The organism is Pseudomonas sp. p50(2008), from assembly GCF_015351605.1.
GTDB lineage: Bacteria > Pseudomonadota > Gammaproteobacteria > Pseudomonadales > Pseudomonadaceae > Aquipseudomonas.
This window is the reverse complement of the sequence record NZ_JACMYF010000003.1, coordinates 341,309-363,325: the sequence shown is the minus strand read 5'-3', so window position 1 is coordinate 363,325 and position 22,017 is coordinate 341,309. Positions and strand designations below refer to the sequence as shown.

At 56.7% G+C, this 22,017-nt stretch carries 24 protein-coding genes and 1 tRNA gene; 21 read left to right on the top strand and 4 right to left on the bottom strand.

The window, feature by feature from the left end; genetic code table 11:
* Nucleotides 1-73 precede the first annotated feature (73 nt).
* From H7698_RS10150 to H7698_RS10140, 3 genes are all read right to left on the bottom strand, one after another.
* A complete protein-coding gene (locus tag H7698_RS10150) occupies nt 74-1,639 on the bottom strand; it encodes an SIR2 family protein (RefSeq protein WP_194691281.1) in 1,566 nt (521 codons plus the stop codon).
* A gap of 429 nt (nt 1,640-2,068) precedes the next feature.
* Nucleotides 2,069-2,398: a hypothetical protein gene (locus H7698_RS10145; protein WP_194691280.1), complete on the bottom strand. Its 330-nt coding sequence runs from the start codon at nt 2,396-2,398 to the stop codon at nt 2,069-2,071.
* Nucleotides 2,399-2,560: 162 nt separating this feature from the next.
* Nucleotides 2,561-2,645 (bottom strand) — tRNA-Leu (locus H7698_RS10140).
* Nucleotides 2,646-2,752: 107 nt separating this feature from the next.
* On the opposite strand from H7698_RS10140, the gene queA reads away from it, so the two are divergent.
* From queA to H7698_RS10110, 6 genes are all read left to right on the top strand, one after another.
* Nucleotides 2,753-3,817: a tRNA preQ1(34) S-adenosylmethionine ribosyltransferase-isomerase QueA gene (gene queA / locus H7698_RS10135; RefSeq protein WP_194691279.1), complete on the top strand. Its 1,065-nt coding sequence runs from the start codon at nt 2,753-2,755 to the stop codon at nt 3,815-3,817.
* A 5-nt stretch (nt 3,818-3,822) separates the two neighbouring features.
* Entirely contained in the window at nt 3,823-4,938 is a 1,116-nt protein-coding gene (gene tgt / locus H7698_RS10130; RefSeq protein WP_162130630.1) for a tRNA guanosine(34) transglycosylase Tgt, read from the top strand.
* 43 nt (nt 4,939-4,981) lie between these two features.
* A complete protein-coding gene (yajC, locus tag H7698_RS10125) occupies nt 4,982-5,320 on the top strand; it encodes a preprotein translocase subunit YajC (protein ID WP_007916913.1) in 339 nt (112 codons plus the stop codon).
* Nucleotides 5,321-5,383: 63 nt separating this feature from the next.
* On the top strand, nt 5,384-7,252 hold the full coding sequence (secD, locus tag H7698_RS10120) for a protein translocase subunit SecD (protein ID WP_194691278.1): 1,869 nt from the start codon (nt 5,384-5,386) through the stop codon (nt 7,250-7,252).
* 9 nt (nt 7,253-7,261) lie between these two features.
* Nucleotides 7,262-8,176, top strand: a complete 915-nt coding sequence (gene secF, locus H7698_RS10115; RefSeq protein WP_162438242.1) for a protein translocase subunit SecF — start codon at nt 7,262-7,264, stop codon at nt 8,174-8,176.
* A gap of 119 nt (nt 8,177-8,295) precedes the next feature.
* Entirely contained in the window at nt 8,296-8,844 is a 549-nt protein-coding gene (locus tag H7698_RS10110) for a glycine zipper 2TM domain-containing protein (protein WP_162438243.1), read from the top strand.
* Nucleotides 8,845-9,092: 248 nt separating this feature from the next.
* Here the strand turns inward: H7698_RS10110 and suhB are convergent, their stop codons facing one another.
* On the bottom strand, nt 9,093-9,911 hold the full coding sequence (gene suhB / locus H7698_RS10105; protein WP_162438244.1) for a type III secretion system regulator SuhB: 819 nt from the start codon (nt 9,909-9,911) through the stop codon (nt 9,093-9,095).
* A gap of 146 nt (nt 9,912-10,057) precedes the next feature.
* Here suhB and trmJ point away from each other — a divergent pair, with 146 nt between their 5' ends.
* From trmJ to ispG, 15 genes are all read left to right on the top strand, one after another.
* On the top strand, nt 10,058-10,828 hold the full coding sequence (gene trmJ, locus H7698_RS10100) for a tRNA (cytosine(32)/uridine(32)-2'-O)-methyltransferase TrmJ (protein ID WP_194691277.1): 771 nt from the start codon (nt 10,058-10,060) through the stop codon (nt 10,826-10,828).
* Nucleotides 10,829-10,830: 2 nt separating this feature from the next.
* A complete protein-coding gene (cysE, locus tag H7698_RS10095) occupies nt 10,831-11,607 on the top strand; it encodes a serine O-acetyltransferase (RefSeq protein WP_162438246.1) in 777 nt (258 codons plus the stop codon).
* A gap of 237 nt (nt 11,608-11,844) precedes the next feature.
* Nucleotides 11,845-12,336, top strand: a complete 492-nt coding sequence (gene iscR / locus H7698_RS10090; protein ID WP_007903581.1) for a Fe-S cluster assembly transcriptional regulator IscR — start codon at nt 11,845-11,847, stop codon at nt 12,334-12,336.
* A 50-nt stretch (nt 12,337-12,386) separates the two neighbouring features.
* Nucleotides 12,387-13,601, top strand: coding sequence for an IscS subfamily cysteine desulfurase (locus tag H7698_RS10085; protein ID WP_162438247.1), 1,215 nt, complete (start codon nt 12,387-12,389; stop codon nt 13,599-13,601).
* 84 nt (nt 13,602-13,685) lie between these two features.
* Entirely contained in the window at nt 13,686-14,072 is a 387-nt protein-coding gene (gene iscU, locus H7698_RS10080) for a Fe-S cluster assembly scaffold IscU (RefSeq protein ID WP_003443374.1), read from the top strand.
* Between the two features lie 28 nt (nt 14,073-14,100).
* Entirely contained in the window at nt 14,101-14,424 is a 324-nt protein-coding gene (gene iscA / locus H7698_RS10075) for an iron-sulfur cluster assembly protein IscA (protein WP_028620147.1), read from the top strand.
* 8 nt (nt 14,425-14,432) lie between these two features.
* Nucleotides 14,433-14,954: a co-chaperone HscB gene (hscB, locus tag H7698_RS10070; RefSeq protein ID WP_194691276.1), complete on the top strand. Its 522-nt coding sequence runs from the start codon at nt 14,433-14,435 to the stop codon at nt 14,952-14,954.
* Between the two features lie 51 nt (nt 14,955-15,005).
* Complete coding sequence (gene hscA, locus H7698_RS10065; RefSeq protein ID WP_162438248.1) at nt 15,006-16,871, top strand: Fe-S protein assembly chaperone HscA; 1,866 nt, start codon at nt 15,006-15,008, stop codon at nt 16,869-16,871.
* Nucleotides 16,871-17,212: an ISC system 2Fe-2S type ferredoxin gene (fdx, locus tag H7698_RS10060; RefSeq protein WP_194691275.1), complete on the top strand. Its 342-nt coding sequence runs from the start codon at nt 16,871-16,873 to the stop codon at nt 17,210-17,212. Before hscA ends, fdx begins: the two co-directional genes overlap by 1 nt.
* A 15-nt stretch (nt 17,213-17,227) precedes the next feature.
* A complete protein-coding gene (gene iscX / locus H7698_RS10055; protein ID WP_194691274.1) occupies nt 17,228-17,428 on the top strand; it encodes a Fe-S cluster assembly protein IscX in 201 nt (66 codons plus the stop codon).
* 89 nt (nt 17,429-17,517) lie between these two features.
* The gene (ndk, locus tag H7698_RS10050; RefSeq protein WP_007916882.1) at nt 17,518-17,943 is read left to right on the top strand and encodes a nucleoside-diphosphate kinase; all 426 of its coding nucleotides are present in this window, start codon (nt 17,518-17,520) and stop codon (nt 17,941-17,943) included.
* A 28-nt stretch (nt 17,944-17,971) separates the two neighbouring features.
* Nucleotides 17,972-19,114 carry a 23S rRNA (adenine(2503)-C(2))-methyltransferase RlmN gene (rlmN, locus tag H7698_RS10045; protein WP_194691273.1) on the top strand — a complete coding sequence of 381 codons (1,143 nt, stop codon included), beginning with the start codon at nt 17,972-17,974 and terminating at the stop codon, nt 19,112-19,114.
* A gap of 16 nt (nt 19,115-19,130) precedes the next feature.
* Nucleotides 19,131-19,889 carry a type IV pilus biogenesis/stability protein PilW gene (gene pilW, locus H7698_RS10040; protein WP_162438251.1) on the top strand — a complete coding sequence of 253 codons (759 nt, stop codon included), beginning with the start codon at nt 19,131-19,133 and terminating at the stop codon, nt 19,887-19,889.
* Nucleotides 19,889-20,896 (top strand): RodZ domain-containing protein, encoded by a 1,008-nt coding sequence (locus tag H7698_RS10035; RefSeq protein WP_194691272.1) that lies wholly within the window; start codon nt 19,889-19,891, stop codon nt 20,894-20,896. Before pilW ends, H7698_RS10035 begins: the two co-directional genes overlap by 1 nt.
* Nucleotides 20,897-20,899: 3 nt before the next feature.
* Nucleotides 20,900-22,009, top strand: coding sequence for a flavodoxin-dependent (E)-4-hydroxy-3-methylbut-2-enyl-diphosphate synthase (gene ispG / locus H7698_RS10030; RefSeq protein ID WP_162438253.1), 1,110 nt, complete (start codon nt 20,900-20,902; stop codon nt 22,007-22,009).
* Nucleotides 22,010-22,017 lie beyond the last annotated feature (8 nt).

Genomic DNA, 22,017 nt, shown 5'->3' with positions numbered 1-22,017 from the left:
TATAGAAAAATAAAAAATGGGCAGATTTATTTTCTTGAACACAAATCTGTCACCTTTTTTTTCCAAAATATGCTTAATAACGATTGCTGTATTTTACCAAGTCATAGAAGCAGACAAGTCGTGCAAAGCCGCTGGCATTAGACGTGTCTACGTGTTTTTTTAGAATTTCTACCAAGTCTGTGAGACCATCTTTTATAAGCTTGGGATCCATATATGGCAGCATCCTCATAAATAGCTCGAATCCTTGCTTGTGATAGAGCTCATTAACGCCGATTGTCACCTCAGGGACTGTCTTAGATCTTTTTAGCTCCCAGCCTTTGTTCAATTCAGCGAAGTGATCGGCTTCGAAACGCGACTGTGCACCAGTACAGAGAATGGGCGAGTTAGGATTCAGCTTACCATCAGGTAATAAATACCCAGCTTTGTTCAAATAGTAATGTATAGGGAGCTTTACATTTCCTTTGGCAAGCTTTGGTAGCACTGTAGCTATTACAGATCCACTTTCATACTTGTCTGTTTCGAAAATTATATCTCGAATAAGATCGGATCGCTCCAAACCAATCAAACCTTTGTTTGATAAGGCTTCGCCTTTTTTTGTGGTTGAAATCGCGCCATAGCCGACAACGAATTCTGTAAGAGAGTCGCCTTTCGCAAGCTCACTTTCATTTCTTACATAAAGTTGGCCTTTAGGGTCATCAGTCACGACCAGTTCGTACAACTCATCCTTGATGAGCCGGAAGATATGGGCGGGAATTCTTTTCTTTGTCTCAGACAAAACTTCATATATTTCTACGAAGTTATTAACCCGAAGAAGCTTTACCGGTATTCTTTTGTGGATAACCGAATCAGTGATCGTCGGTTCTTCGAGCTCTTTATGCCATTCTACAAATATTAATTTATCTCTCAAGAACTCTAAGCTCTTTTCTGGGAAGCATTCGATAATATCTTCTAGAATGTCAGAGATGTGTGGGTCGGTAAGAGAGTAGCCAAGAAATATTACAGGTCGCTCAATAAATATTGTCAAAAGTTTTGAAGATAGGTACGGATTCTTTCTTCGGTACTCTGCATAGTCTTCGGAGGTTAATACCAGAGAGTTGGGGGTGCTGGAACATCCATGGATTTTATATATTTCAGCGATACCATGACTTCTGCCGGCAATCAATCCATCTTGCCCTATAAACGTAGTGAACTTCGGAAAGATACTTTCGATTAGGCAATCCCAGTTTGTGGTTATTACCCCATCAATGTTTGCCTTCTCTAATAAGGCGAATTCTTCACGGATTTCTGGAATGATGTTTTCATGCGCTTTCTGAAGGTATCTTGATATTTCGATTTTCAGAATAGAGCTGTCATTAATAAAGTGCTCTTTAAATTCTTCTGAGATTTCTTTAGAGTTGGGTAGGTCCCACCAACGCGCTTCATAACTTTTCGCTAGCAGCTGTGCATATTTTGTAAGGTCACCATTTGAGCTTGTTTTAAGCCTTAGAGAATTCTCCCCGATGGCATTACAAAACTTAAGTAGAAGCTGTTCCCAGTTTTCGGTTCCTATGTACCGCCTAGATATACCAGAGCCAATAAACAACATCGGAGACGCTTCGAATTTTTTGAAATGTTCAGTAAGCGATTTCTTAAATTCCATGTGTTTAGGGCTGCATTAGTTGGTGGGGGGCATGGGTTCGGAGTATAGAGCTTCGGTCGTCGAAGGGCTAAAGGAATAACGCCGCAAAAAAAAGCTCTGAAAAAATCACTTTTCCCCTCCTGTTTATAGGGTTTGTGTCCTTTTTTTGCAATCCGGATGTAGCGCAAACCATCCTACTGCCCAGGCAGCTGCGGGGCTCTGCGGGTGATAGGCAATTTCGCAGAGTGCGAAGTGTCGAAAGGAATTTGCAGCCCGTTTGCACAGATTGGCAGGGTGCAGTCACGGCAGGGTCGTTCTGGAGTATTCGGTTTCATTGGGCGAAAATTTTTAAAAACTTGGAAAATGGGACAAGTTTATTATTGGATAAAACGCTAGCGATCAGCGTCGGTCCAGCTGTCGGGCGTTCCCGTTTGGGTCGCCCGCTTTCATTCATTGAATGTTTTTCAGATAATCCTTGAGCGTAATGGCCGGCGCTTCAAGCTGATCCATCGTCCGCGCATCACTGAAATCAGCAAACAACCGGTGCAGCTCCCGCCCAAGCGGCGTATCACCACCGCCTATAGCCTCCAGCGCCAAACCCACACAATGCGCCACTCGAAACTGAATCCCCTCAACATCCCCCCGCCTCACCAGCAACCCAAAAACCTCCCGCTCATAATCGCTCATCAGCAAATCATCCCGCAGAATCGGACTCGAATCCTCCGTCTCATACGCAAGCTTCATGCAGAACAAAGCAACAGTTTCCAGCAGCAGTTCCATGGGGGAATCCTTGTGAATGGGTCCATCACGGCGGGCGGCGGGGAAGAGCAGCAAGATCAAAAGATCGCAGCCTTCGGCAGCTCCTACACGGGACGGTGGGGTGTCAGCCACTTTATCGCAGGCGAAAAAAAAGGCCTTGCAAAGCAAGACCTTTCTTAATTTTGGTGCCCCGAGGGAGACTCGAACTCCCACTTCTTGCGAAAACGGATTTTGAATCCGCCGCGTCTACCAATTCCGCCATCAGGGCTCAATGGCGGCGAAGTATAGAGATGAGATTACCGTTGGTCAATCATGTACATAGAGAATTTTCACTATTTCGGCTAGACTTCCGGCCCCTGCTAGACGAACCCCATCATGCGCGTTGCTGACTTTACTTTCGAACTCCCTGATTCGCTGATTGCTCGCCACCCTTTGGCCGAGCGTCGCAACAGTCGCCTGTTGACCCTTGATGGGGTCAGCGGCGCCCTGGCACACCGTCAATTCACTGATTTGCTCGAGCATTTGCGCCCGGGCGATTTGATGGTGTTCAACAATACCCGGGTGATTCCGGCACGGCTGTTTGGCCAGAAAGCGTCCGGCGGCAAGCTGGAAATTCTGGTGGAGCGGGTGCTCGACAGTCATCGCGTGCTGGCCCATGTGCGGTCCAGCAAGTCGCCCAAGCCTGGGTCGAAGATCCTGATTGATGGCGGTGGCGAAGCCGAGATGCTGGCGCGTCACGATGCGTTGTTCGAGCTGGGCTTCACTGAGGAGGTGTTGCCGCTGCTCGATCGCGTCGGGCACATGCCGCTGCCTCCTTATATAGACCGCCCGGATGAAGGCTCGGACCGCGAGCGTTATCAGACGGTGTACGCCGAGCGCCTGGGCGCGGTGGCGGCGCCGACGGCGGGGCTGCATTTCGATCAGCCGCTGATGGAGGCGATTGCCGCCAAGGGCGTCGAGACGGCGTTCGTGACCTTGCACGTGGGTGCGGGCACGTTCCAGCCGGTGCGCGTCGAGAAGCTTGAAGATCACCACATGCACACTGAATGGCTGGAAGTCGGCCAGGATGTGGTGGATGCGGTGGCTGCGTGCCGCGCTCGCGGTGGTCGCGTGGTGGCGGTGGGGACCACCAGTGTGCGTTCCCTGGAGAGTGCCGCGCGTGATGGCGTGCTCAAGCCGTTCAGTGGCGACACCGATATTTTTATTTACCCTGGCCGACCGTTTCATGTGGTCGATGCCCTGGTCACCAACTTCCATTTGCCTGAATCCACGCTGTTGATGCTGGTTTCGGCGTTCGCCGGTTATCCCGAAGCCATGGCTGCCTATAAAGCAGCGGTGGAGCATGGTTACCGCTTTTTCAGCTACGGTGATGCGATGTTTATCACCCGTAATCCTGCGCCGACTGCCCCTAAAGAATCGGGCCCTGAGGAAACTGTATGAGTCGTATGTCGTTTGAATTGCTGGCCACCGACGGCAAGGCGCGTCGCGGTCGTTTGACCTTCCCGCGCGGCACCGTCGAGACCCCGGCTTTCATGCCGGTGGGCACGTACGGCACCGTGAAGGGCATGCTGCCGCGGGATATCACCGCCACGGGCGCGGAAATCATTCTGGGCAACACGTTCCACCTGTGGCTGCGTCCTGGCACTGAAGTGATCAAGAAGCACGGCGACCTGCATGACTTCATGCAGTGGAAAGGCCCGATCCTGACCGACTCCGGTGGTTTCCAGGTGTTCAGCCTGGGCGCGATGCGCAAGATCAAGGAGGAGGGCGTGACCTTCGCCTCTCCGGTGGATGGCGCCAAGGTGTTCATGGGGCCGGAAGAGTCGATGCAGGTTCAGCGCGACCTGGGCTCGGACATCGTGATGATTTTCGACGAGTGCACGCCTTACCCGGCTGACGAAGACGTGGCTCGCGTTTCCATGGAGCTGTCGTTGCGCTGGGCTCAGCGCTCGAAAAATGCGCACGGCGACAATACGGCGGCGCTGTTTGGCATCGTTCAGGGCGGCATGCACCAGGACCTGCGCATGCGTTCCCTGGAAGGCCTCGACAAGATCGGCTTCGACGGCCTGGCCATCGGCGGTCTGTCGGTGGGCGAGCCCAAGCATGAAATGATCAAGGTGCTGGATTACCTGCCGGGCCAGATGCCGGCTGACAAACCTCGTTACCTTATGGGCGTTGGCAAACCTGAAGATCTCGTGGAGGGTGTGCGCCGCGGTGTGGACATGTTCGATTGCGTGATGCCAACCCGTAATGCCCGCAATGGGCATCTGTTCATTGATACAGGCGTGCTGAAGATCCGGAATGCGTTCCATCGCCATGATGATTCGCCACTGGATCCGACCTGCGATTGCTATACCTGCCAGAACTTCTCCCGCGCTTATCTGCATCACCTGGACAAGTGCGGCGAAATGCTGGGGAGCATGCTCAATACCATCCATAACTTGCGTCATTATCAAGTGCTTATGGCTGGTTTGCGCGAGGCTATTCAACAGGGTACATTGGCCGCCTTTGTCGATGCCTTCTACGCCAAACGCGGGCTTCCTGTTCCGCCTTTGGACTGAGTTTTCTGACCCCAAGATTCAACATTTGCAACTGGAGTGCTAAATGAGCTTTTTTATCTCTAATGCCATGGCTGACGCTGCTGCACCGGCAGCTGCCGGCCCTATGGGCGGCGGCTTTGAGTGGATTTTCCTGGTCGGCTTCCTGGTCATCTTCTACCTGATGATCTGGCGTCCACAGGCCAAGCGCGCCAAAGAGCAGAAGAACCTGCTGAGCAGCCTGCAGAAAGGCGACGAAGTTGTGACCACCGGCGGTATCGCCGGCAAGATCACTAAAGTGGCTGACGATTTCGTGGTTCTGGAAGTTTCCGACACCGTCGAAATGAAGTTCCAGAAAGGCGCCATTGCCGCCACGCTGCCAAAAGGCACGCTGAAAGCGATCTAAGTTTCAACTTCTACTCAATCGACGGGGCGCGCAAGGCGCCCCGCGTCATAAGCGGGCGGCGTGATGCTGAACAAATACCCTCTGTGGAAATACATTCTGATCCTGGCGGTGCTGGCGGTCGGTCTGATTTATTCCGCTCCCAATCTATATCCTGATGACCCGGCCATTCAGGTCAGCGGTGCAAGTACTGCGCTGCAGGTCAATCAGGCTGATCTGGACCGTGTGAGCGTTGCGCTCAAGGAATCCGGGATCAACGTCAAGGCTGCCACGCTGGCTGCCAATGGCAAGGGTGGTCTGATTCGTCTGACCAAGGCTGAAGACCAGCTGCCTGCCAAAGACGTCGTGCGCAAGGCGTTGGGTGATGACTATGTCGTTGCACTGAACCTGGCACAAACCACTCCACAATGGCTGCGCAGCCTGGGCGCGCACCCGATGAAGCTGGGTCTGGACTTGTCCGGTGGTGTGCACTTCCTGCTCGAAGTGGACATGGACAAAGCCCTCGACGCACGCCTGAAAGTCTACGAAGGCGACGTCAAGAGCCTCCTGCGTAAAGAGAAACTGCGTTATCGCAGCCTGCCGCAACTCAACGGCGCCATTCAGCTGGGTTTCAGTGATGAAGCTTCCCGCGAACAGGCCCGTGCGCTGATCCGCAAGAACTTCAACGATTTCGACATTGTTCCGGCCGACCTCAATGGTCAGGCGGTACTGCGTCTGGCGATGACCCCAGCCAAGCTGGCGGAAATCCGCGAATACTCCATCAAGCAGAACTTGACCACGGTACGTAACCGCGTCAACGAGCTGGGTGTTGCCGAACCGATCGTTCAGCGTCAGGGCGCCAACCGCATCGTGGTTGAGCTGCCAGGCGTGCAGGACACTGCAGAAGCCAAACGTATCCTCGGCAAGACGGCCAACCTTGAGTTCCGTCTGGCTGCAGAGCCGGGTGCTTCGAAAGCGACCTCCGAAAGCTTCGAGTTCCGTGAAGGCAATCGTCCGCCGGCACAGATCGAGCGTGGCCTGATCATCACCGGTGACCAGGTGACGGACGCCAAGGCTGGTTTCGGCGAGCACGGCACGCCAGAAGTGAACATCCGTCTGGATGGTCATGGTGGCGAGCTGATGAGCCGCGCGACGCGCAGCAACGTCGGTCGCAGCATGGCGGTGATCTTCATCGAGCAGCGCCCAGTCACCACTTACGTCAAGCAAATGGTTAACGGCGTCGAGAAAGACGTACCGGTCCAGACGTTTAAAGAAGAGAAGAAGATCATCAGCCTGGCGACCATTCAGTCGCCACTGGGTGCTCAATTCCGCATCACTGGCCTGAACGGCCAGGGCGAATCGTCCGAACTGGCGCTGCTGTTGCGTGCCGGTGGTCTGGCGGCACCGATGTACTTCGCTGAAGAGCGCACCATTGGCCCGAGCCTGGGTGCCGACAACATCACCAAAGGTATCGATGCATCGCTGTGGGGCATGCTGTTTGTCTCGCTGTTCATCATCGCCATCTACCGCTTCTTCGGCATCATCGCCACCGTCGCACTGTCGGTGAACATGGTGCTGTTGCTGGCCTTGATGTCGCTGCTGGGTGCAACGCTGACCCTGCCGGGTATCGCCGGTATCGTGTTGACCATGGGTATGGCGGTCGACGCCAACGTACTGATCTTCTCGCGGATACGTGAAGAGATCGCGGCGGGCATGACGGTACAGCGGGCAATCAACGAAGGCTTCGGCCGGGCGTTTACTGCGATTCTCGATGCCAACCTGACCACGTTGCTGGTCGGCGGGATTCTCTTTGCGATGGGCACCGGCCCGGTCAAAGGTTTCGCAGTGACCATGTCCCTCGGGATCTTTACCTCGATGTTCACGGCCATCATGGTGACCCGCGCGATGGTCAACCTGATCTTCGGCGGTCGTGACTTCAAGAAGTTGTGGATTTAAGGGGCTGCCATGTTACGTACAATCAACTTCATGGGCGTTCGCAACTTCGCGTTCGGCGTCACATTGTTTCTTACTGTACTGGCGTTGTTCAGTGTCGCTACCAAGGGCATGAACTGGGGTCTGGACTTCACCGGCGGTACGCTCATCGAGCTGACCTACGAGCGTCCGGCCGATGTCACCAAGGTGCGTGAACAACTGGTCACCTCGGGCTATCACGAGGCAATCGTGCAGAGCTTTGGTGCGACCACTGACCTGCTGGTGCGTATGCCAGGTGAGGACCCTCAACTGGGTCACCAGGTGGCAGAAGCGCTGCTGAAGGTCGGCGGTGACAACCCGGCGACGGTCAAGCGCGTTGAGTTCGTCGGCCCTCAGGTCGGTGAAGAGCTGCGCGACCAGGGCGGCCTCGGCATGCTGATGGCGCTGGGTGGCATCCTGATCTACCTGGCTTTCCGCTTTCAGTGGAAGTTCGCGGTCGGCGCCATCGTTTCGCTGATCCACGACGTGATCGTGACCATCGGTATCCTGTCGTTCTTCCAGATCACCTTCGACCTGACGGTGCTGGCGGCGGTACTGGCGATCATCGGTTACTCGCTCAACGACACCATTGTGGTATTCGACCGGGTTCGAGAGAACTTCCGTGTGCTGCGCAAGGCCAGCCTGATCGAGAACATCAACATCTCGACCACGCAAACCTTGCTGCGGACCATGGCGACGTCGATCTCCACCTTACTGGCGATCGCTGCACTGCTGTTCTTCGGTGGTGACAACCTGTTCGGCTTCTCCATTGCCCTGTTTATCGGTGTACTGGCGGGTACCTACTCGTCGATCTACATCGCTAACGTGGTGCTGATCTGGCTGAACCTGAGCAGCGAGGATCTGATTCCTCCTGCGGCAACCGAGAAGGAAGTCGACGACCGTCCATAACGGTAATCGCTTCCAGTGGTCTGCCAAAAAAGGCGCGAGTTGAACTCGCGCCTTTTTTTATGCTCCAAGGCTGGGAGAAGCGCGGGCATTGTCCCGCATGTGATGGTCAGGAGGTTCATGTGAACAAGTCGTTGCTGGTTGGTGCGGTATTGGGTGCTGTCGGTGTAACTGCCGGGGGTGCTGTTGCCACCTACAGCCTGGTTAAAAGCGGCCCTGAGTATGCGCAAGTGCTAGCCGTTGAACCGGTCAAGACACAAATCAAGACGCCACGTGAAGTGTGCAAGGATGTCGCTGTAACCCGGCAAGCGCCGGTGAAAGATCAACATCAGATCGCCGGTACCGTAGTCGGTGCATTGGCTGGCGGTCTATTGGGTAACCAGATCGGCGGCGGCACGGGCAAGAAGATTGCTACGGTTGCAGGCGCGGTCGGTGGTGGTTACGCCGGTAATAAGGTTCAGGAGGGTATGCAGAATCGCGATACCTACACCACGACCCAGACTCGCTGTAATACAGTGAATGACATCAGCGACAAAGTGGTCGGCTATGACGTTCGTTATTCGCTGGATGGCAAGGAAGGCAAAGTGCGGATGGACCGTGATCCGGGCAACCAGATTCCTGTCGATAAGGAAGGTAAGCTGGTTTTGTCGCAGAATGAGCCTGGTCAGTAAATAGCTGATATTCAGATTCAAAAAGAAGCACCCTGCGGGGTGCTTTTTTTGTACCCGTGATTTATGCCCAACCGCGATCTCCTGTAGGAGTGAGCCTGCTCGCGATAGCGGTTTCCCGTTGGGATGCATGCTGGCTGATACACCGCTATCGCGAGCAGGCTCACTCCTACAGGGGGCGGCGGGGTGTTTGAGGTCGAATTCCAGGCATAAAAAAAGCACCCCGAAGGGTGCTTTTCTGTCGCTGGAACTTAGCGTTTCAGCGAGGCTGGCAGGTGCGGCTGGATCGCCGTCAGTACTGCCTTGAAGCATTTGGTGTTGCCGGCAACGATGTGGCCTTTTTCAAGGAAGTCGTGACCGCCGGTGAAGTCGCTCACCAAGCCGCCTGCTTCCTGAATCAGCAGGGCGCCTGCAGCCATGTCCCACTCGGACAGGCCCGACTCCCAGAATGCGTCGAAACGACCGGCCGCTACGTAAGCCAGGTCCAGGCTCGCCGAGCCGGCGCGGCGGATGCCGGCGGTCTGGCCAACCAGGGCGCGGAACATGCCCAGGTAGTTGTCGAGGTTGTCCATCTGGTCGTCGCGGAACGGGAAGCCGGTACCCAGCAGGGCGCCGTCGAGGCTGGTGCGACCGCTAACACGCAGACGACGACCGTTCAGCTGGGCGCCACGGCCACGGCTGGCGGTGAATTCTTCCTGGCGAACCGGGTCCAGAACAACGGCGTGTTCCAGGCGACCGCGATATTTGCAGGCGATGCTGACTGCAAAGTGAGGGATGCCGCGCAGGAAGTTGGTGGTGCCGTCCAGCGGATCGATGATCCACAGGTACTCTTCGCCTTCGATACCGCTACCGGCGTGCATACCGGTCTCTTCACCCCTGATCGAGTGATTCGGGTAGGCCTTGCGCAGTGCGTCGATGATTTTCTGTTCGGCGGCGCGATCCACCTCGGATACGTAATCCTTGGCGTCTTTTTCGTCGACCTTGATGGTATCCAGGCGCTCGATGGAGCGGAAGATCAATTCACTGGCGCTGCGGGCGGCGCGCAGCGCGATATTCAGCATGGGCTGCATGGATGTGTCACCTAAGGTTGTTAAAGAAAGCCGGGCATTCTATCAGAAACTTTCTTCAGGTGAAGGACGACGTTCGCTTTCGTAGCTTAACGGTAGGTCTCGCTGTAAGATTCGGCTCCCCTTTATTGTGTTCGAGAGCGCCTCCCTTGCTGCAAAACATTCGTGTCGTCCTGGTCAATACCAGCCATCCCGGGAATATCGGCGGGGCTGCGCGTGCCATGAAGAACATGGGCCTGACGCGGCTGGTGCTGGTCGAACCGCGGTTATTCCCGCATCACGAGGCTGATGCCCGGGCCTCCGGCGCCGGCGACATCCTTGAAAACGCGCAAATCGTCGCCACCCTGGAAGATGCCTTGGTCGGCTGCAATCTGGTGCTCGGCACCAGTGCGCGCGACCGGCGCATCCCCTGGCCGCTGCTCGATCCCCGTGAATGCGGTGTGAAAGTGGTCGAGGAAGCCGGGCAGGGCGCTGAAATTGCCTTGGTGTTCGGTCGTGAAGATTCCGGCCTGACCAATGAAGAGCTGCAGCGATGTCATTATCACGTGCACATCCCATCAGACCCTGAGTTCAGTTCGCTGAATCTCGGGGCAGCGGTGCAAGTGTTGAGCTATGAAGTGCGCATGTCCTGGCTCGCGGCCCAAGGCCAGCCGAGCAAGGTCGAGAAGGAAGAAGTGGCCTCCGTCAAAAGCGCTGAGCTGGCGACCATGGATGAGCTGGAGCGATTCTATGAGCACCTGGAGCAGACCCTGGTGGCCATCGAATTCCTCGATCCGGAAAAACCGCGGCACTTGATGGCGCGCCTGCGCCGGTTGTACGGACGAAGCTCGGTCAGCCGGGCGGAGATGAATATATTGCGTGGCATCCTCACGGAAACCCAGAAAGCGGCCCGTGGTGAGCTTCTAAAGCGGAAGGATTAATGATGTTCGAGCGTTTGCGTGAAGATATCCAGAGTGTTTTCCATCGTGATCCGGCGGCGCGTAACGCATTTGAAGTTCTGACTTGCTACCCCGGCATGCACGCCATCTGGATCCACCGCCTGTCATCGGCGCTGTGGGGGATGGGCTGGAAGTGGCTGGCGCGCCTGGTATCGAACTTCGGTCGCTGGTTGACCGGGATCGAGATCCATCCGGGGGCGAAGGTCGGGCGTCGTTTCTTCATTGACCATGGCATGGGCATTGTTATTGGTGAAACGGCCGAGATCGGCAACGATGTCACGCTTTACCAGGGCGTAACCCTGGGGGGCACCAGCTGGAACAAGGGCAAGCGTCACCCGACACTGGAAGATGGTGTTGTGGTCGGGGCTGGCGCCAAGGTGCTCGGGCCTTTCACTGTCGGTGCGGGTGCCAAGGTGGGCTCGAACGCGGTGGTGACCAAGGCAGTGCCGGCTGGAGCGACCGTTGTCGGTATTCCAGGGCGGATCATCGTCAAGTCCGATGAAGAGCAGGATGCCAAGCGCAAGGCCATGGCCGAGAAGATCGGTTTCGATGCCTATGGTGTCGGCGAAGACATGCCCGATCCGGTGGCGCGGGCCATCAATCAGTTGCTTGATCATCTGCAGGCAGTTGATGGGCGTCTGGAGGGTATGTGCGGGGCGTTGAAGGATCTGGGCAGTAATTACTGTGCCAAGGATCTGCCTGAGCTGCGTGAAGAAGACTTTGCGTGTGTGAAGGACAAGGATCAGAGTCAGGCCGGCTAGACCGAGTCAGCTTCATCGCGAGCAGGCTCACTCCTACATTTGAAATGCGTTTCCTGTAGGGGTGAGCCTGCTCGCGATGAACGATCACTCGGTACTACTGGCTGTTAAAGGCCAGCCTTTGCTATGATGCGCGCGCTCTTTTGCGGGTAATCCTGACTAAAGTACTAGGTCTTATAGTTGACTTAAATACTCGGGAATTGCATACTCGCCCCATTCCGAACTCCGTGGTAATTGTCCATGAGACTGACTACAAAAGGCCGATACGCCGTGACCGCCATGCTTGATCTGGCGTTGCACGCGCAGCACGGGCCGGTGTCCCTGGCCGATATCTCCGAGCGCCAAGGCATCTCCCTGTCCTACCTTGAACAGCTTTTCGCCAAGTTGCGTCGCAGCAATCTGGTCTCCAGCGTTCGTGGTCCGGGCGGAGGCTACCAACTGTCCCGCGACATGCAGGGCATCCAGGTCGCCCAGGTGATCGATGCAGTAAACGAATCGGTCGATGCCACCAAATGCCAGGGCCAGGGTGATTGCCATCAAGGCGACACCTGTCTGACCCATCACTTGTGGTGCGATCTGAGCTTGCAGATTCACGAATTTCTGAGCGGTATCAGCTTGGCTGATCTTGTCACTCGCCGTGAGGTACAAGAAGTAGCCCAGCGTCAGGACCAGCGCCGTTGCAACAGCAAGGCGCCACGCCTGGACAAGATTGAAGCGTCCGCCGTCGAATGACAGCCAAAGAGCTAGCGGCACGCCAGCCAGCCTGATTTAGGAGATAGTCCATGAAATTGCCGATTTACCTTGATTACTCTGCAACTACCCCGGTTGATCCGCGTGTTGCGCAAAAAATGAGTGAATGCCTGCTGGTCGACGGAAACTTCGGTAACCCGGCGTCCCGTTCCCACGTGTTTGGCTGGAAAGCTGAAGAGTCCGTCGAAAACGCTCGTCGTCAGGTCGCTGACCTGGTCAACGCCGATCCGCGTGAAATCGTCTGGACCTCCGGTGCCACCGAATCCGACAACCTGGCAATCAAGGGTGCGGCGCATTTCTACGCCACCAAAGGCAAGCACCTGATCACCACCAAGATTGAGCACAAGGCTGTCCTAGACACCATGCGCCAACTGGAGCGTGAAGGTTTCGAAGTCACCTACATTGAGCCTCGCGATGATGGCCTGGTGACGCCTGAGATGGTTGAGGCGGCCCTGCGTGACGACACCATCCTGGTTTCGATCATGCACGTGAACAACGAAATCGGCACCGTCAACGACATCGCCGCTATCGGCGAGCTGACTCGCTCGAAAGGCATCCTGTTTCACGTCGACGCTGCTCAGTCCACCGGCAAGGTCGATATCGACCTGTCGAAGCTGAAAGTCGACATGATGTCGTTCTCTGCCCACAAAACTTATGGCCCTAAGGGCATCGGCGCGCTGTACGTGAGCCGCAAGCCGCGTGTTCGCATCGAAGCGACCATGCACGGTGGCGGTCATGAGCGCGGCATGCGTTCCGGCACGCTGGCGACCCACCAGATCGTTGGCATGGGTGAAGCCTTCCGTGTAGCCAAAGAAGACATGGCTGCGGAAAACATTCGTATCAAGGCCTTGAGTGACCGCTTCTTCAAACAGGTCGAAGGCCTGGAAGAGCTGTACATCAACGGCAGCATGACCGCCCGCGTACCGCACAACCTGAACCTGAGCTTCAACTACGTTGAAGGCGAGTCGCTGATCATGGCGCTCAAGGATCTGGCGGTTTCGTCCGGTTCGGCTTGCACCTCGGCTTCCCTTGAGCCTTCGTACGTACTGCGCGCCCTGGGCCGCAACGACGAACTGGCGCACAGCTCGATTCGCTTCACCTTCGGCCGTTTCACCACCGAAGAAGAAATCGATTACGCCGCGCAGAAAGTCTGCGAGGCCGTCACCAAGCTGCGCACTTTGTCGCCGCTGTGGGACATGTACAAAGACGGTGTCGACATTTCGAAAATCGAGTGGGCGGCACACTGATTTCAAGTCGCCGCAAACCAGCCCTGCGCATCTTTGGATGGCAGGGTTCAAGAGCGACTCTCTGATGAGTGAGGATTAAGAATCATGGCTTACAGCGAAAAGGTCATCGACCACTACGAGAACCCGCGCAACGTCGGCAAGATGGACGCGGAAGACCCAGACGTCGGCACCGGCATGGTCGGCGCACCGGCATGCGGTGACGTGATGCGTCTGCAGATCAAGGTCAACGAGCAAGGCATCATCGAAGACGCCAAGTTCAAGACCTATGGCTGCGGTTCGGCAATCGCTTCAAGCTCCCTGGCGACCGAGTGGATGAAAGGCAAGACTCTGGATGAAGCAGAGACCATCAAGAACACTCAGCTGGCTGAAGAACTGGCCCTGCCGCCAGTAAAAATTCACTGCTCCGTACTCGCCGAAGACGCTATCAAAGCGGCTGTTCGCGACTACAAGCAGAAGAAAGGCTTGATCTAAGCATTGGGCGACGAGTAAGGAGTCAACGATGGCTATCAGCATGACAGAAGCGGCTGCTCGGCACGTGCGACGCTCCCTTGACGGGCGCGGCAAAGGTGAGGGGATTCGTCTGGGTGTTCGCACCACGGGCTGTTCCGGCCTTGCCTACGTGCTGGAGTTTGTCGACGAGGTGGTTGCAGAGGATCAGGTGTTCGAAAGTCACGGCGAGAAAGTGATCATCGACCCTAAGAGCCTGTCCTACCTGGACGGCACCGAACTCGATTTCGTCAAGGAAGGGTTGAACGAAGGCTTCAAGTTCAACAATCCCAACGTACGCGGTGAATGTGGCTGCGGCGAAAGCTTCAACATCTGAGGCTGCTCGTGGGTACTCCTTGTCATTTCGCTTTATTTGAACTGCAGCCGAGTTTCCGTCTGGATCTCGAGCAGTTGGCTACGCGCTATCGAGAGTTGGCGCGCGGCGTTCATCCGGACCGCTTCGCAGACGCTTCCGAGCGCGAGCAGCGGCTGGCGCTAGAGCAATCCGCGAGCCTCAACGAGGCCTACCAGACGCTCAAAAGTCCCCCAAAGCGCGCGCGATACCTGCTCGCCATGGGTGGTCGCGAGTTGCCGCTGGAGGTCACGGTGCATGATCCGGATTTTCTTCTGCAGCAAATGGCGCTGCGTGAAGAGCTCGAAGACCTGCAAGACAGTGCCGACGTGGCAGGTGTTGCAGTGTTCAAGCGTCGCCTGAAGTCCGCCCAGGATGAGCTGAACGACAGCTTCGCAGCCTGTTGGGATGATGCAGCGCAACGTGAGCAGGCCGAACGCCTGATGCGGCGCATGCAGTTCCTCGACAAGCTCACCTACGAAGTGCGCCAGTTAGAAGAGCGCCTCGACGATTAACCCAGTGCCGCTCCGGTCGCACGCCTGATATACAGATAAGTCCTGATAACGATGGCCCTACTGCAGATCGCCGAACCCGGCCAAAGTCCTCAACCGCACCAGCGTCGTCTGGCTGTGGGGATCGACTTGGGCACTACCAATTCGCTGGTCGCTGCGTTGCGCAGTGGTCTTTCCGAGCCTCTGGCTGACGCTGACGGGCAGGTCATTCTGCCGTCTGCCGTGCGCTACCACGCCGATCGCATCGAGGTCGGCGAGTCCGCCAAGCTGGCTGCCGCCTCTGATCCCTTGAATACTGTGCTGTCGGTCAAGCGCCTGATGGGTCGTGGTCTGTCCGACGTCAAGCAGCTGGGCGATCAACTGCCGTACCGCTTTGTCGGCGGCGAATCGCACATGCCGTTCATCGACACCATTCAGGGCCCGAAAAGCCCGGTCGAGGTCTCTGCCGACATTCTCAAAGTGCTGCGTCAGCGCGCTGAAGAGGCGTTGGGTGGGGAGCTGGTTGGCGCGGTGATCACTGTTCCGGCCTATTTCGATGATGCCCAGCGTCAAGCCACCAAGGATGCGGCCAAACTGGCCGGTCTGAACGTGCTGCGCTTGCTCAACGAGCCTACGGCGGCGGCGGTGGCTTACGGTCTGGATCAGCATGCTGAAGGCCTGGTCGCGATTTACGACCTGGGCGGCGGTACCTTCGATATTTCGATTTTGCGCCTGACAGGCGGCGTGTTTGAGGTTCTGGCAACCGGTGGCGACAGCGCTCTTGGTGGCGATGACTTCGATCACGCAATTGCGGGCTGGATCATCGAGAGTGCCGGTTTGTCGGCCGATCTGGATCCGGGCGCGCAACGCAACCTGCTGCAAACCGCCTGTGCGGCAAAAGAAGCGCTGACCAATGCGGCGTCTGTTGAAGTCGCTTACGGAGAGTGGAAAGCCGAGCTGACCCGTGAGGCGTTCAATGCGCTGATCGAGCCAATGGTTGCCCGCAGCCTGAAAGCCTGTCGTCGTGCGGTACGTGATTCGGGTGTCGAACTCGAAGAAGTGCACGCCGTGGTCATGGTGGGTGGATCGACTCGCGTTCCTCGTGTTCGTGAAGCGGTGGCCGAAGCCTTTGGTCGCGAGCCGCTGACTGAAATCGATCCGGATCAAGTGGTGGCCATCGGTGCCGCGATCCAGGCCGATACGCTGGCGGGCAACAAGCGCGATGGCGGCGAACTGCTGTTGCTTGATGTGATTCCATTGTCCTTGGGGCTGGAAACCATGGGTGGCCTGATGGAGAAGGTGATTCCGCGGAACACCACCATCCCCGTCGCCCGCGCCCAGGACTTCACGACGTACAAAGATGGCCAGTCGGCCATGGCAATCCACGTATTGCAGGGCGAGCGCGAGCTGATCAGCGATTGCCGCTCCCTCGCACGCTTCGAATTGCGCGGTATTCCGGCGATGGTGGCCGGTGCGGCGAAGATTCGCGTGACCTTCCAGGTCGATGCCGACGGTCTGCTCAGCGTTTCCGCTCGTGAGCTGGGTTCGGGCGTAGAAGCCAGCATCCAGGTCAAGCCGTCCTATGGCCTGACTGATGGCGAAATCGCGAAGATGCTCAAGGATTCATTCCAGCACGCCAACGACGACAAGGTCGCCCGTGTCCTGCGTGAGCAGCAAGTCGATGCCCAGCGCCTGATTGAAGCGGTGCAGGCTGCGCTTGATGTCGATGGCGAGCGTCTGCTGGATGCCGAAGAGCGCATGGTCATCGAGCTGCAGATGCAGGAGCTGACTGAATTGATGAAAGGGTCTGATGGTTATGCCATCGAGCAACAGACCAAGCGTCTGTCGCAAGTGACCGATGCTTTTGCTGCCCGCCGTATGGATTTGACGGTGAAAGCCGCTCTGTCGGGGCGCAACCTGAATGAAATCGAGGATATCTGATGCCGCAGGTCATTTTTCTGCCACACGAGAAGTTTTGCCCGGATGGCATGGTTGTGGAGGCTGAGCCGGGGACTTCCATTCTCGAGCTGGCCCACGAACACCATATCGAGATGGAAAGCGCCTGTGGCGGCGTCTGCGCTTGCACCACCTGTCACTGCATCATTCGTGAAGGCTTTGACTCGCTGGCAGAAGCGGACGAGCTGGAAGAAGATTTTCTTGATCGGGCCTGGGGTCTGGAAGCGCAATCGCGTCTAGGCTGTCAGGCGATCGTCGGGACTGAAGACCTGACCGTTGAAATTCCGAAATACTCGCTCAACCATGCTGCCGAAGCGCCGCACTGATTCAAGGAAGCTGACATGAGTCTGAAATGGGTTGATGTGCAGGAAATCGCTATCCAGCTTGCAGAAAGCAAGCCGGATGTTGATCCAAGATCGCTTAACTTCGTCGATCTGCGCAAATGGGTGATGGAATTGCCCGAGTTCGATGATGCGCCGGATCGCAGTGGCGAAAAAGTTCTGGAGGCCATTCAGGCCTACTGGATCGAAGAGCTCGACTGAGCCCACGCTGCAGGTTAGGCAATACCAAAGAACCCGCGTATAATTCGCGGGTTTAATTTTTCACAAATTACCGTTTCTGGAGTTACACCATGGCTGTTCAACGTACTTTCTCCATCATCAAGCCTGACGCTGTTGCAAAAAACGTTATCGGCGAGATCACCACTCGTTTTGAAAAAGCTGGCCTGCGCGTTGTAGCTTCGAAACTGAAGCAACTGTCCAAAGCAGAAGCTGAAGGCTTCTACGCTGAGCACAGCGCTCGTGGTTTCTTCGGCGACCTGGTTGCTTTCATGATCTCCGGTCCGGTTGTCGTTCAGGTTCTGGAAGGCGAAAACGCTATCGCTCTGAACCGTGAGCTGATGGGCGCTACCAACCCTAAAGAAGCTGCTGCCGGCACCATCCGCGCTGACTTCGCTGACTCCATCGATGCCAACGCTGTACACGGTTCGGACTCCGAAGCCGCTGCTGCTCGCGAAATCTCGTACTTCTTCGCAGCTACTGAAGTAACCACTCGCTAAGCATTGGCTTAAGAGTGAAGGTGAATCCATGACTACATCGACTGTTAAAACCAACCTGCTGGGTCTGACTCAGCTGGAAATGGAAAAATTCTTCGACTCAATCGGGGAGAAGCGTTTCCGTGCCGGTCAGGTAATGAAATGGATTCACCACCTTGGCGTCGATGATTTCGACGCCATGACGAACGTCAGCAAGGCCCTGCGCGACAAGCTCAAGGTCATTGCCGAAGTTCGTGGTCCCGAAGTCGTCAGCGAGGACATTTCCACCGACGGCACCCGTAAGTGGGTGGTGCGCGTGGCGTCCGGCAGCTGCGTCGAGACCGTCTACATTCCCCAGGGCAAACGCGGCACTCTGTGCGTTTCGTCCCAGGCAGGCTGTGCCCTGGATTGCAGTTTCTGCTCCACCGGCAAGCAAGGATTCAACAGCAACCTCACCGCCGCCGAAGTAATTGGGCAGGTGTGGATTGCCAATAAATCGTTTGGCAGCATCCCGGCGACCGCCGACCGTGCCATCACCAACGTGGTGATGATGGGCATGGGCGAGCCGCTGCTGAACTTCGACAACGTCGTCGCCGCCATGCATCTGATGATGGATGACCTCGGCTACGGGATTTCCAAGCGCCGCGTGACCCTGTCCACTTCGGGCGTGGTGCCGATGATCGATGAGCTGTCCAAGCACATCGACGTCTCCCTGGCGTTGTCCCTGCACGCACCCAATGACGCATTGCGTAATCAATTGGTGCCGATCAACAAGAAGTATCCGCTTAAGATGCTCCTCGAGTCGTGCCAGCGCTACATGTCGTCCCTGGGCGAAAAGCGCCTGCTGACCATCGAGTACACCTTGCTCAAGGACATCAATGACAAGGTCGAGCATGCGGTCGAGATGATCGAGTTGCTCAAGAACATCCCGTGCAAGATCAACCTGATTCCGTTTAACCCGTTCCCGCATTCCGGTTACGAGCGTCCGAGCAACAATGCGATTCGCCGTTTCCAGGATCAGCTTCATCATGCAGGCTTCAATGTCACTGTACGCACCACCCGTGGTGAAGACATCGACGCGGCCTGTGGACAATTGGTAGGGCAGGTGCTGGATCGCACCCGTCGCAGCGAACGTTATATCGCCGTGCGCGAGTTGAGCGCCGAAAACGATATCGCAACAAACGCCGCGAAATAATTAAGAGAGGATCTCTATGTCCCTGCGCTTTGCGCTGCTTGTGCTGTTGGCCAGCCTGTGTGCTGGTTGTGTCCTGTCGGGCGATTTCAATCCGATGAAGACCAGCAAGGGCCGCGACGAAGCGCGTGCTGCTTACGTGCAGCTGGGGCTGGGGTACTTGCAGCAAGGCATGACCGAGCGTGCCAAGGTCCCGCTGAAGAAGGCGCTGGACCTGGACAGCTCGGACCCTGACGCCAACGCGGCGCTGGGGCTGGTGTTCCAGGCCGAGATGGAGCCGGAGTTGGCCGACGAGCACTTTCGCAAGGCGCTGTCTTCCCGCCCCAAGGATGCTCGGATCCTGAACAATTACGGCAGTTTTCTTTTCGAAGAGAAACGCTACAAAGAAGCTTACGAACGTTTCGAACAAGCCGCTGCCGACACCCTGTATCCCGAACGCTCACGGGTGTTTGAAAACCTGGGAATGACCGCTTCGAAGCTGGGCGAACGTGATCTGGCTCAGCAGCAACTGGAAAAAGCCCTGAGATTGAATCGTCAGCAGCCACGCGCATTGCTGGAAATGGCTGAGTTGTCGTTCGAAGACAGGCATTATGTGCCCTCGCGTGACTACTACGACCGTTTTAGCCTGCTCGCCGAACAAAATGCACGTAGTCTATTGCTCGGCGTTCGGCTGGCAAAAGTGTTTGAAGATCGCGACAAGGCTGCCAGTTATGGCCTGCAACTAAAACGACTCTATCCCGGTACGCCGGAATATCAGCAATACCTGTCGGAGCAATGATGAAAGCGGCGCATCCCGAAGTTGTAGCAGCGAATCGCGTTAATCCCGGTGAGACTTTGCGCCAGGCCCGCGAAAGCAAAGGCTGGTCGCTGGCCGAAGTGGCCCTCAAGCTCAACCTCACCGTCAGCTCCCTGAGCAATCTTGAAGCCGGTGCTTTCGATAAGCTGCCTGGGCATACGTTCGCTCGCGGCTACATCCGTGCATACGCCAAATTGCTGGGCATGGATCAAACCGTCCTAGTTCAGCAGTTCGACCAATCCACCGGTACCGACTCCCAGGGCAGTAATGTCCACAGCCTGGGACGCATCGAAGAGCCGGTTCGGGTTTCTCACACTATCTTGCGAATTGTCAGCCTGCTGTTGCTGGTAGCCGTAATCGGTGGTGGTTTTGTCTGGTGGCAGGATCAAACTTCACAGCGCGCCAAGGACCTGACCACGTTGAGCCCGGAGCACGTTGAAGTCGAAGGCGCCGACGGCACCACCCAGATTCATCCGCTGGATGAGCCTGAAGATCAGGCCATTGTGGAAAATCAGACCGAAGCCGGGGCCCCTTTGGCGTTGCCGCAGACCAGTACATCGGCTGAGCCTGAAGTGGCTGCGTCGGCGACAACACCGACGGCACCAGCTCAAAATACCGCGCCTGTTCCTGCGACGCCTGCCACTCCAGCGACCCCGGCCCCGGCCGTTCCCGCTGTGCCTGCTCCAGTCGCGACTGCGCCCGTTGCGCCGACTGTTCCTGCCCCGGCAGCAGCGGCTCCGACCGCCGGTCAAGGCCAGGTTTCGCTGCAGTTCACTGCAGACTGCTGGACACAAGTGACCGATGGCACCGGCAAGGTGCTGTTAAGCGGTCTCAAGCGTAAAGGCGAAAACGTTTCCGTTACCGGCAAACCACCCTTTTCCGTGCGTCTGGGCTTTGCCCGTGGCGCACAGGTCAGCTACAACGGGCAGGTGGTTGATGTCGCTCCGTTCACCAGTGGCGAGACTGCTCGCCTGAAGTTGGGTCAATAAGTCATGCACGGCGAATCTCCAATCAAACGTCGCGAATCTCGCAAGATCTGGGTCGGTAACGTGCCTGTTGGCGGCGATGCGCCTATCGCTGTGCAGAGCATGACCAACAGCGATACCAATGACGTGGCCGCCACCGTGGCCCAGATCAATCGTCTGGAAGCCGCTGGCGTCGATATCGTACGGATTTCCGTGCCGGATATGGACGCCGCCGAAGCCTTTGGCAAGATCAAGAAACTGGTCAAGGTTCCGCTGGTTGCCGACATCCACTTCGACTACAAGATCGCATTGCGAGTGGCCGAGCTGGGCGTTGATTGTCTGCGGATCAACCCGGGTAATATCGGTCGCGAAGACCGCGTGCGCGCAGTCGTCGATGCCGCCCGTGATCGCGGGATTCCGATTCGAATCGGCGTGAATGCCGGTTCCCTGGAAAAAGACCTGCAAAAGAAATACGGCGAGCCGACACCCGCTGCACTCGTCGAATCCGCCCTGCGCCACGTAGAGCACCTTGAGCGCCTTAATTTCCAGGACTTCAAGGTCAGCGTGAAAGCCTCCGACGTGTTCATGGCCGTCGCGGCCTACCGTTTGCTGGCCAAGGAAATCGTCCAGCCACTGCACCTGGGCATCACCGAAGCCGGTGGTTTGCGTTCAGGCACGGTGAAATCCGCCGTGGGCCTCGGTATGCTGCTCGCCGAAGGGATTGGCGATACTATCCGCATCTCGCTGGCGGCCGACCCGGTCGAGGAAGTGAAGGTCGGCTACGACATTCTCAAGTCCTTGCACCTGCGTTCCCGTGGCATCAACTTCATCGCCTGCCCGAGCTGCTCGCGGCAGAACTTCGATGTGGTCAAAACCATGAACGAGCTGGAAGGGCGCCTCGAAGATCTGCTGGTGCCGCTGGATGTTGCAGTGATCGGTTGCGTGGTAAACGGACCGGGCGAAGCCAAGGAAGCCCATATCGGCTTGACCGGCGGCACGCCAAACCTGATCTACATCGACGGCAAGCCGGCGCAGAAACTGACGAATGACAATCTGGTGGATGAGCTTGAACGCTTGATCCGCCAGAAAGCGGCCGAGAAGGTCGAAGCTGACGCTGCTGTAATCGCTCGCGGCTAAGCACTACT

What these genes read in the sequence shown, in the direction of transcription:
- suhB (WP_162438244.1), bottom strand. Translation starts at nt 9,911, where the DNA reads ATGCAGCCCATGCTGAATATCGCGCTGCGCGCCGCCCGCAGCGCCAGT.
- H7698_RS10085 (WP_162438247.1), top strand. Translation starts at nt 12,387, where the DNA reads ATGAAATTGCCGATTTACCTTGATTACTCTGCAACTACCCCGGTTGAT.
- iscU (WP_003443374.1), top strand. Translation starts at nt 13,686, where the DNA reads ATGGCTTACAGCGAAAAGGTCATCGACCACTACGAGAACCCGCGCAAC.
- hscA (WP_162438248.1), top strand. Translation starts at nt 15,006, where the DNA reads ATGGCCCTACTGCAGATCGCCGAACCCGGCCAAAGTCCTCAACCGCAC.
- fdx (WP_194691275.1), top strand. Translation starts at nt 16,871, where the DNA reads ATGCCGCAGGTCATTTTTCTGCCACACGAGAAGTTTTGCCCGGATGGC.
- iscR (WP_007903581.1), top strand. Translation starts at nt 11,845, where the DNA reads ATGAGACTGACTACAAAAGGCCGATACGCCGTGACCGCCATGCTTGAT.
- cysE (WP_162438246.1), top strand. Translation starts at nt 10,831, where the DNA reads ATGTTCGAGCGTTTGCGTGAAGATATCCAGAGTGTTTTCCATCGTGAT.
- pilW (WP_162438251.1), top strand. Translation starts at nt 19,131, where the DNA reads ATGTCCCTGCGCTTTGCGCTGCTTGTGCTGTTGGCCAGCCTGTGTGCT.
- ispG (WP_162438253.1), top strand. Translation starts at nt 20,900, where the DNA reads ATGCACGGCGAATCTCCAATCAAACGTCGCGAATCTCGCAAGATCTGG.
- tgt (WP_162130630.1), top strand. Translation starts at nt 3,823, where the DNA reads ATGTCGTTTGAATTGCTGGCCACCGACGGCAAGGCGCGTCGCGGTCGT.
- yajC (WP_007916913.1), top strand. Translation starts at nt 4,982, where the DNA reads ATGAGCTTTTTTATCTCTAATGCCATGGCTGACGCTGCTGCACCGGCA.
- ndk (WP_007916882.1), top strand. Translation starts at nt 17,518, where the DNA reads ATGGCTGTTCAACGTACTTTCTCCATCATCAAGCCTGACGCTGTTGCA.
- secD (WP_194691278.1), top strand. Translation starts at nt 5,384, where the DNA reads ATGCTGAACAAATACCCTCTGTGGAAATACATTCTGATCCTGGCGGTG.
- H7698_RS10035 (WP_194691272.1), top strand. Translation starts at nt 19,889, where the DNA reads ATGAAAGCGGCGCATCCCGAAGTTGTAGCAGCGAATCGCGTTAATCCC.
- H7698_RS10150 (WP_194691281.1), bottom strand. Translation starts at nt 1,639, where the DNA reads ATGGAATTTAAGAAATCGCTTACTGAACATTTCAAAAAATTCGAAGCG.
- queA (WP_194691279.1), top strand. Translation starts at nt 2,753, where the DNA reads ATGCGCGTTGCTGACTTTACTTTCGAACTCCCTGATTCGCTGATTGCT.
- H7698_RS10145 (WP_194691280.1), bottom strand. Translation starts at nt 2,398, where the DNA reads ATGGAACTGCTGCTGGAAACTGTTGCTTTGTTCTGCATGAAGCTTGCG.
- secF (WP_162438242.1), top strand. Translation starts at nt 7,262, where the DNA reads ATGTTACGTACAATCAACTTCATGGGCGTTCGCAACTTCGCGTTCGGC.
- rlmN (WP_194691273.1), top strand. Translation starts at nt 17,972, where the DNA reads ATGACTACATCGACTGTTAAAACCAACCTGCTGGGTCTGACTCAGCTG.
- iscX (WP_194691274.1), top strand. Translation starts at nt 17,228, where the DNA reads ATGAGTCTGAAATGGGTTGATGTGCAGGAAATCGCTATCCAGCTTGCA.
- iscA (WP_028620147.1), top strand. Translation starts at nt 14,101, where the DNA reads ATGGCTATCAGCATGACAGAAGCGGCTGCTCGGCACGTGCGACGCTCC.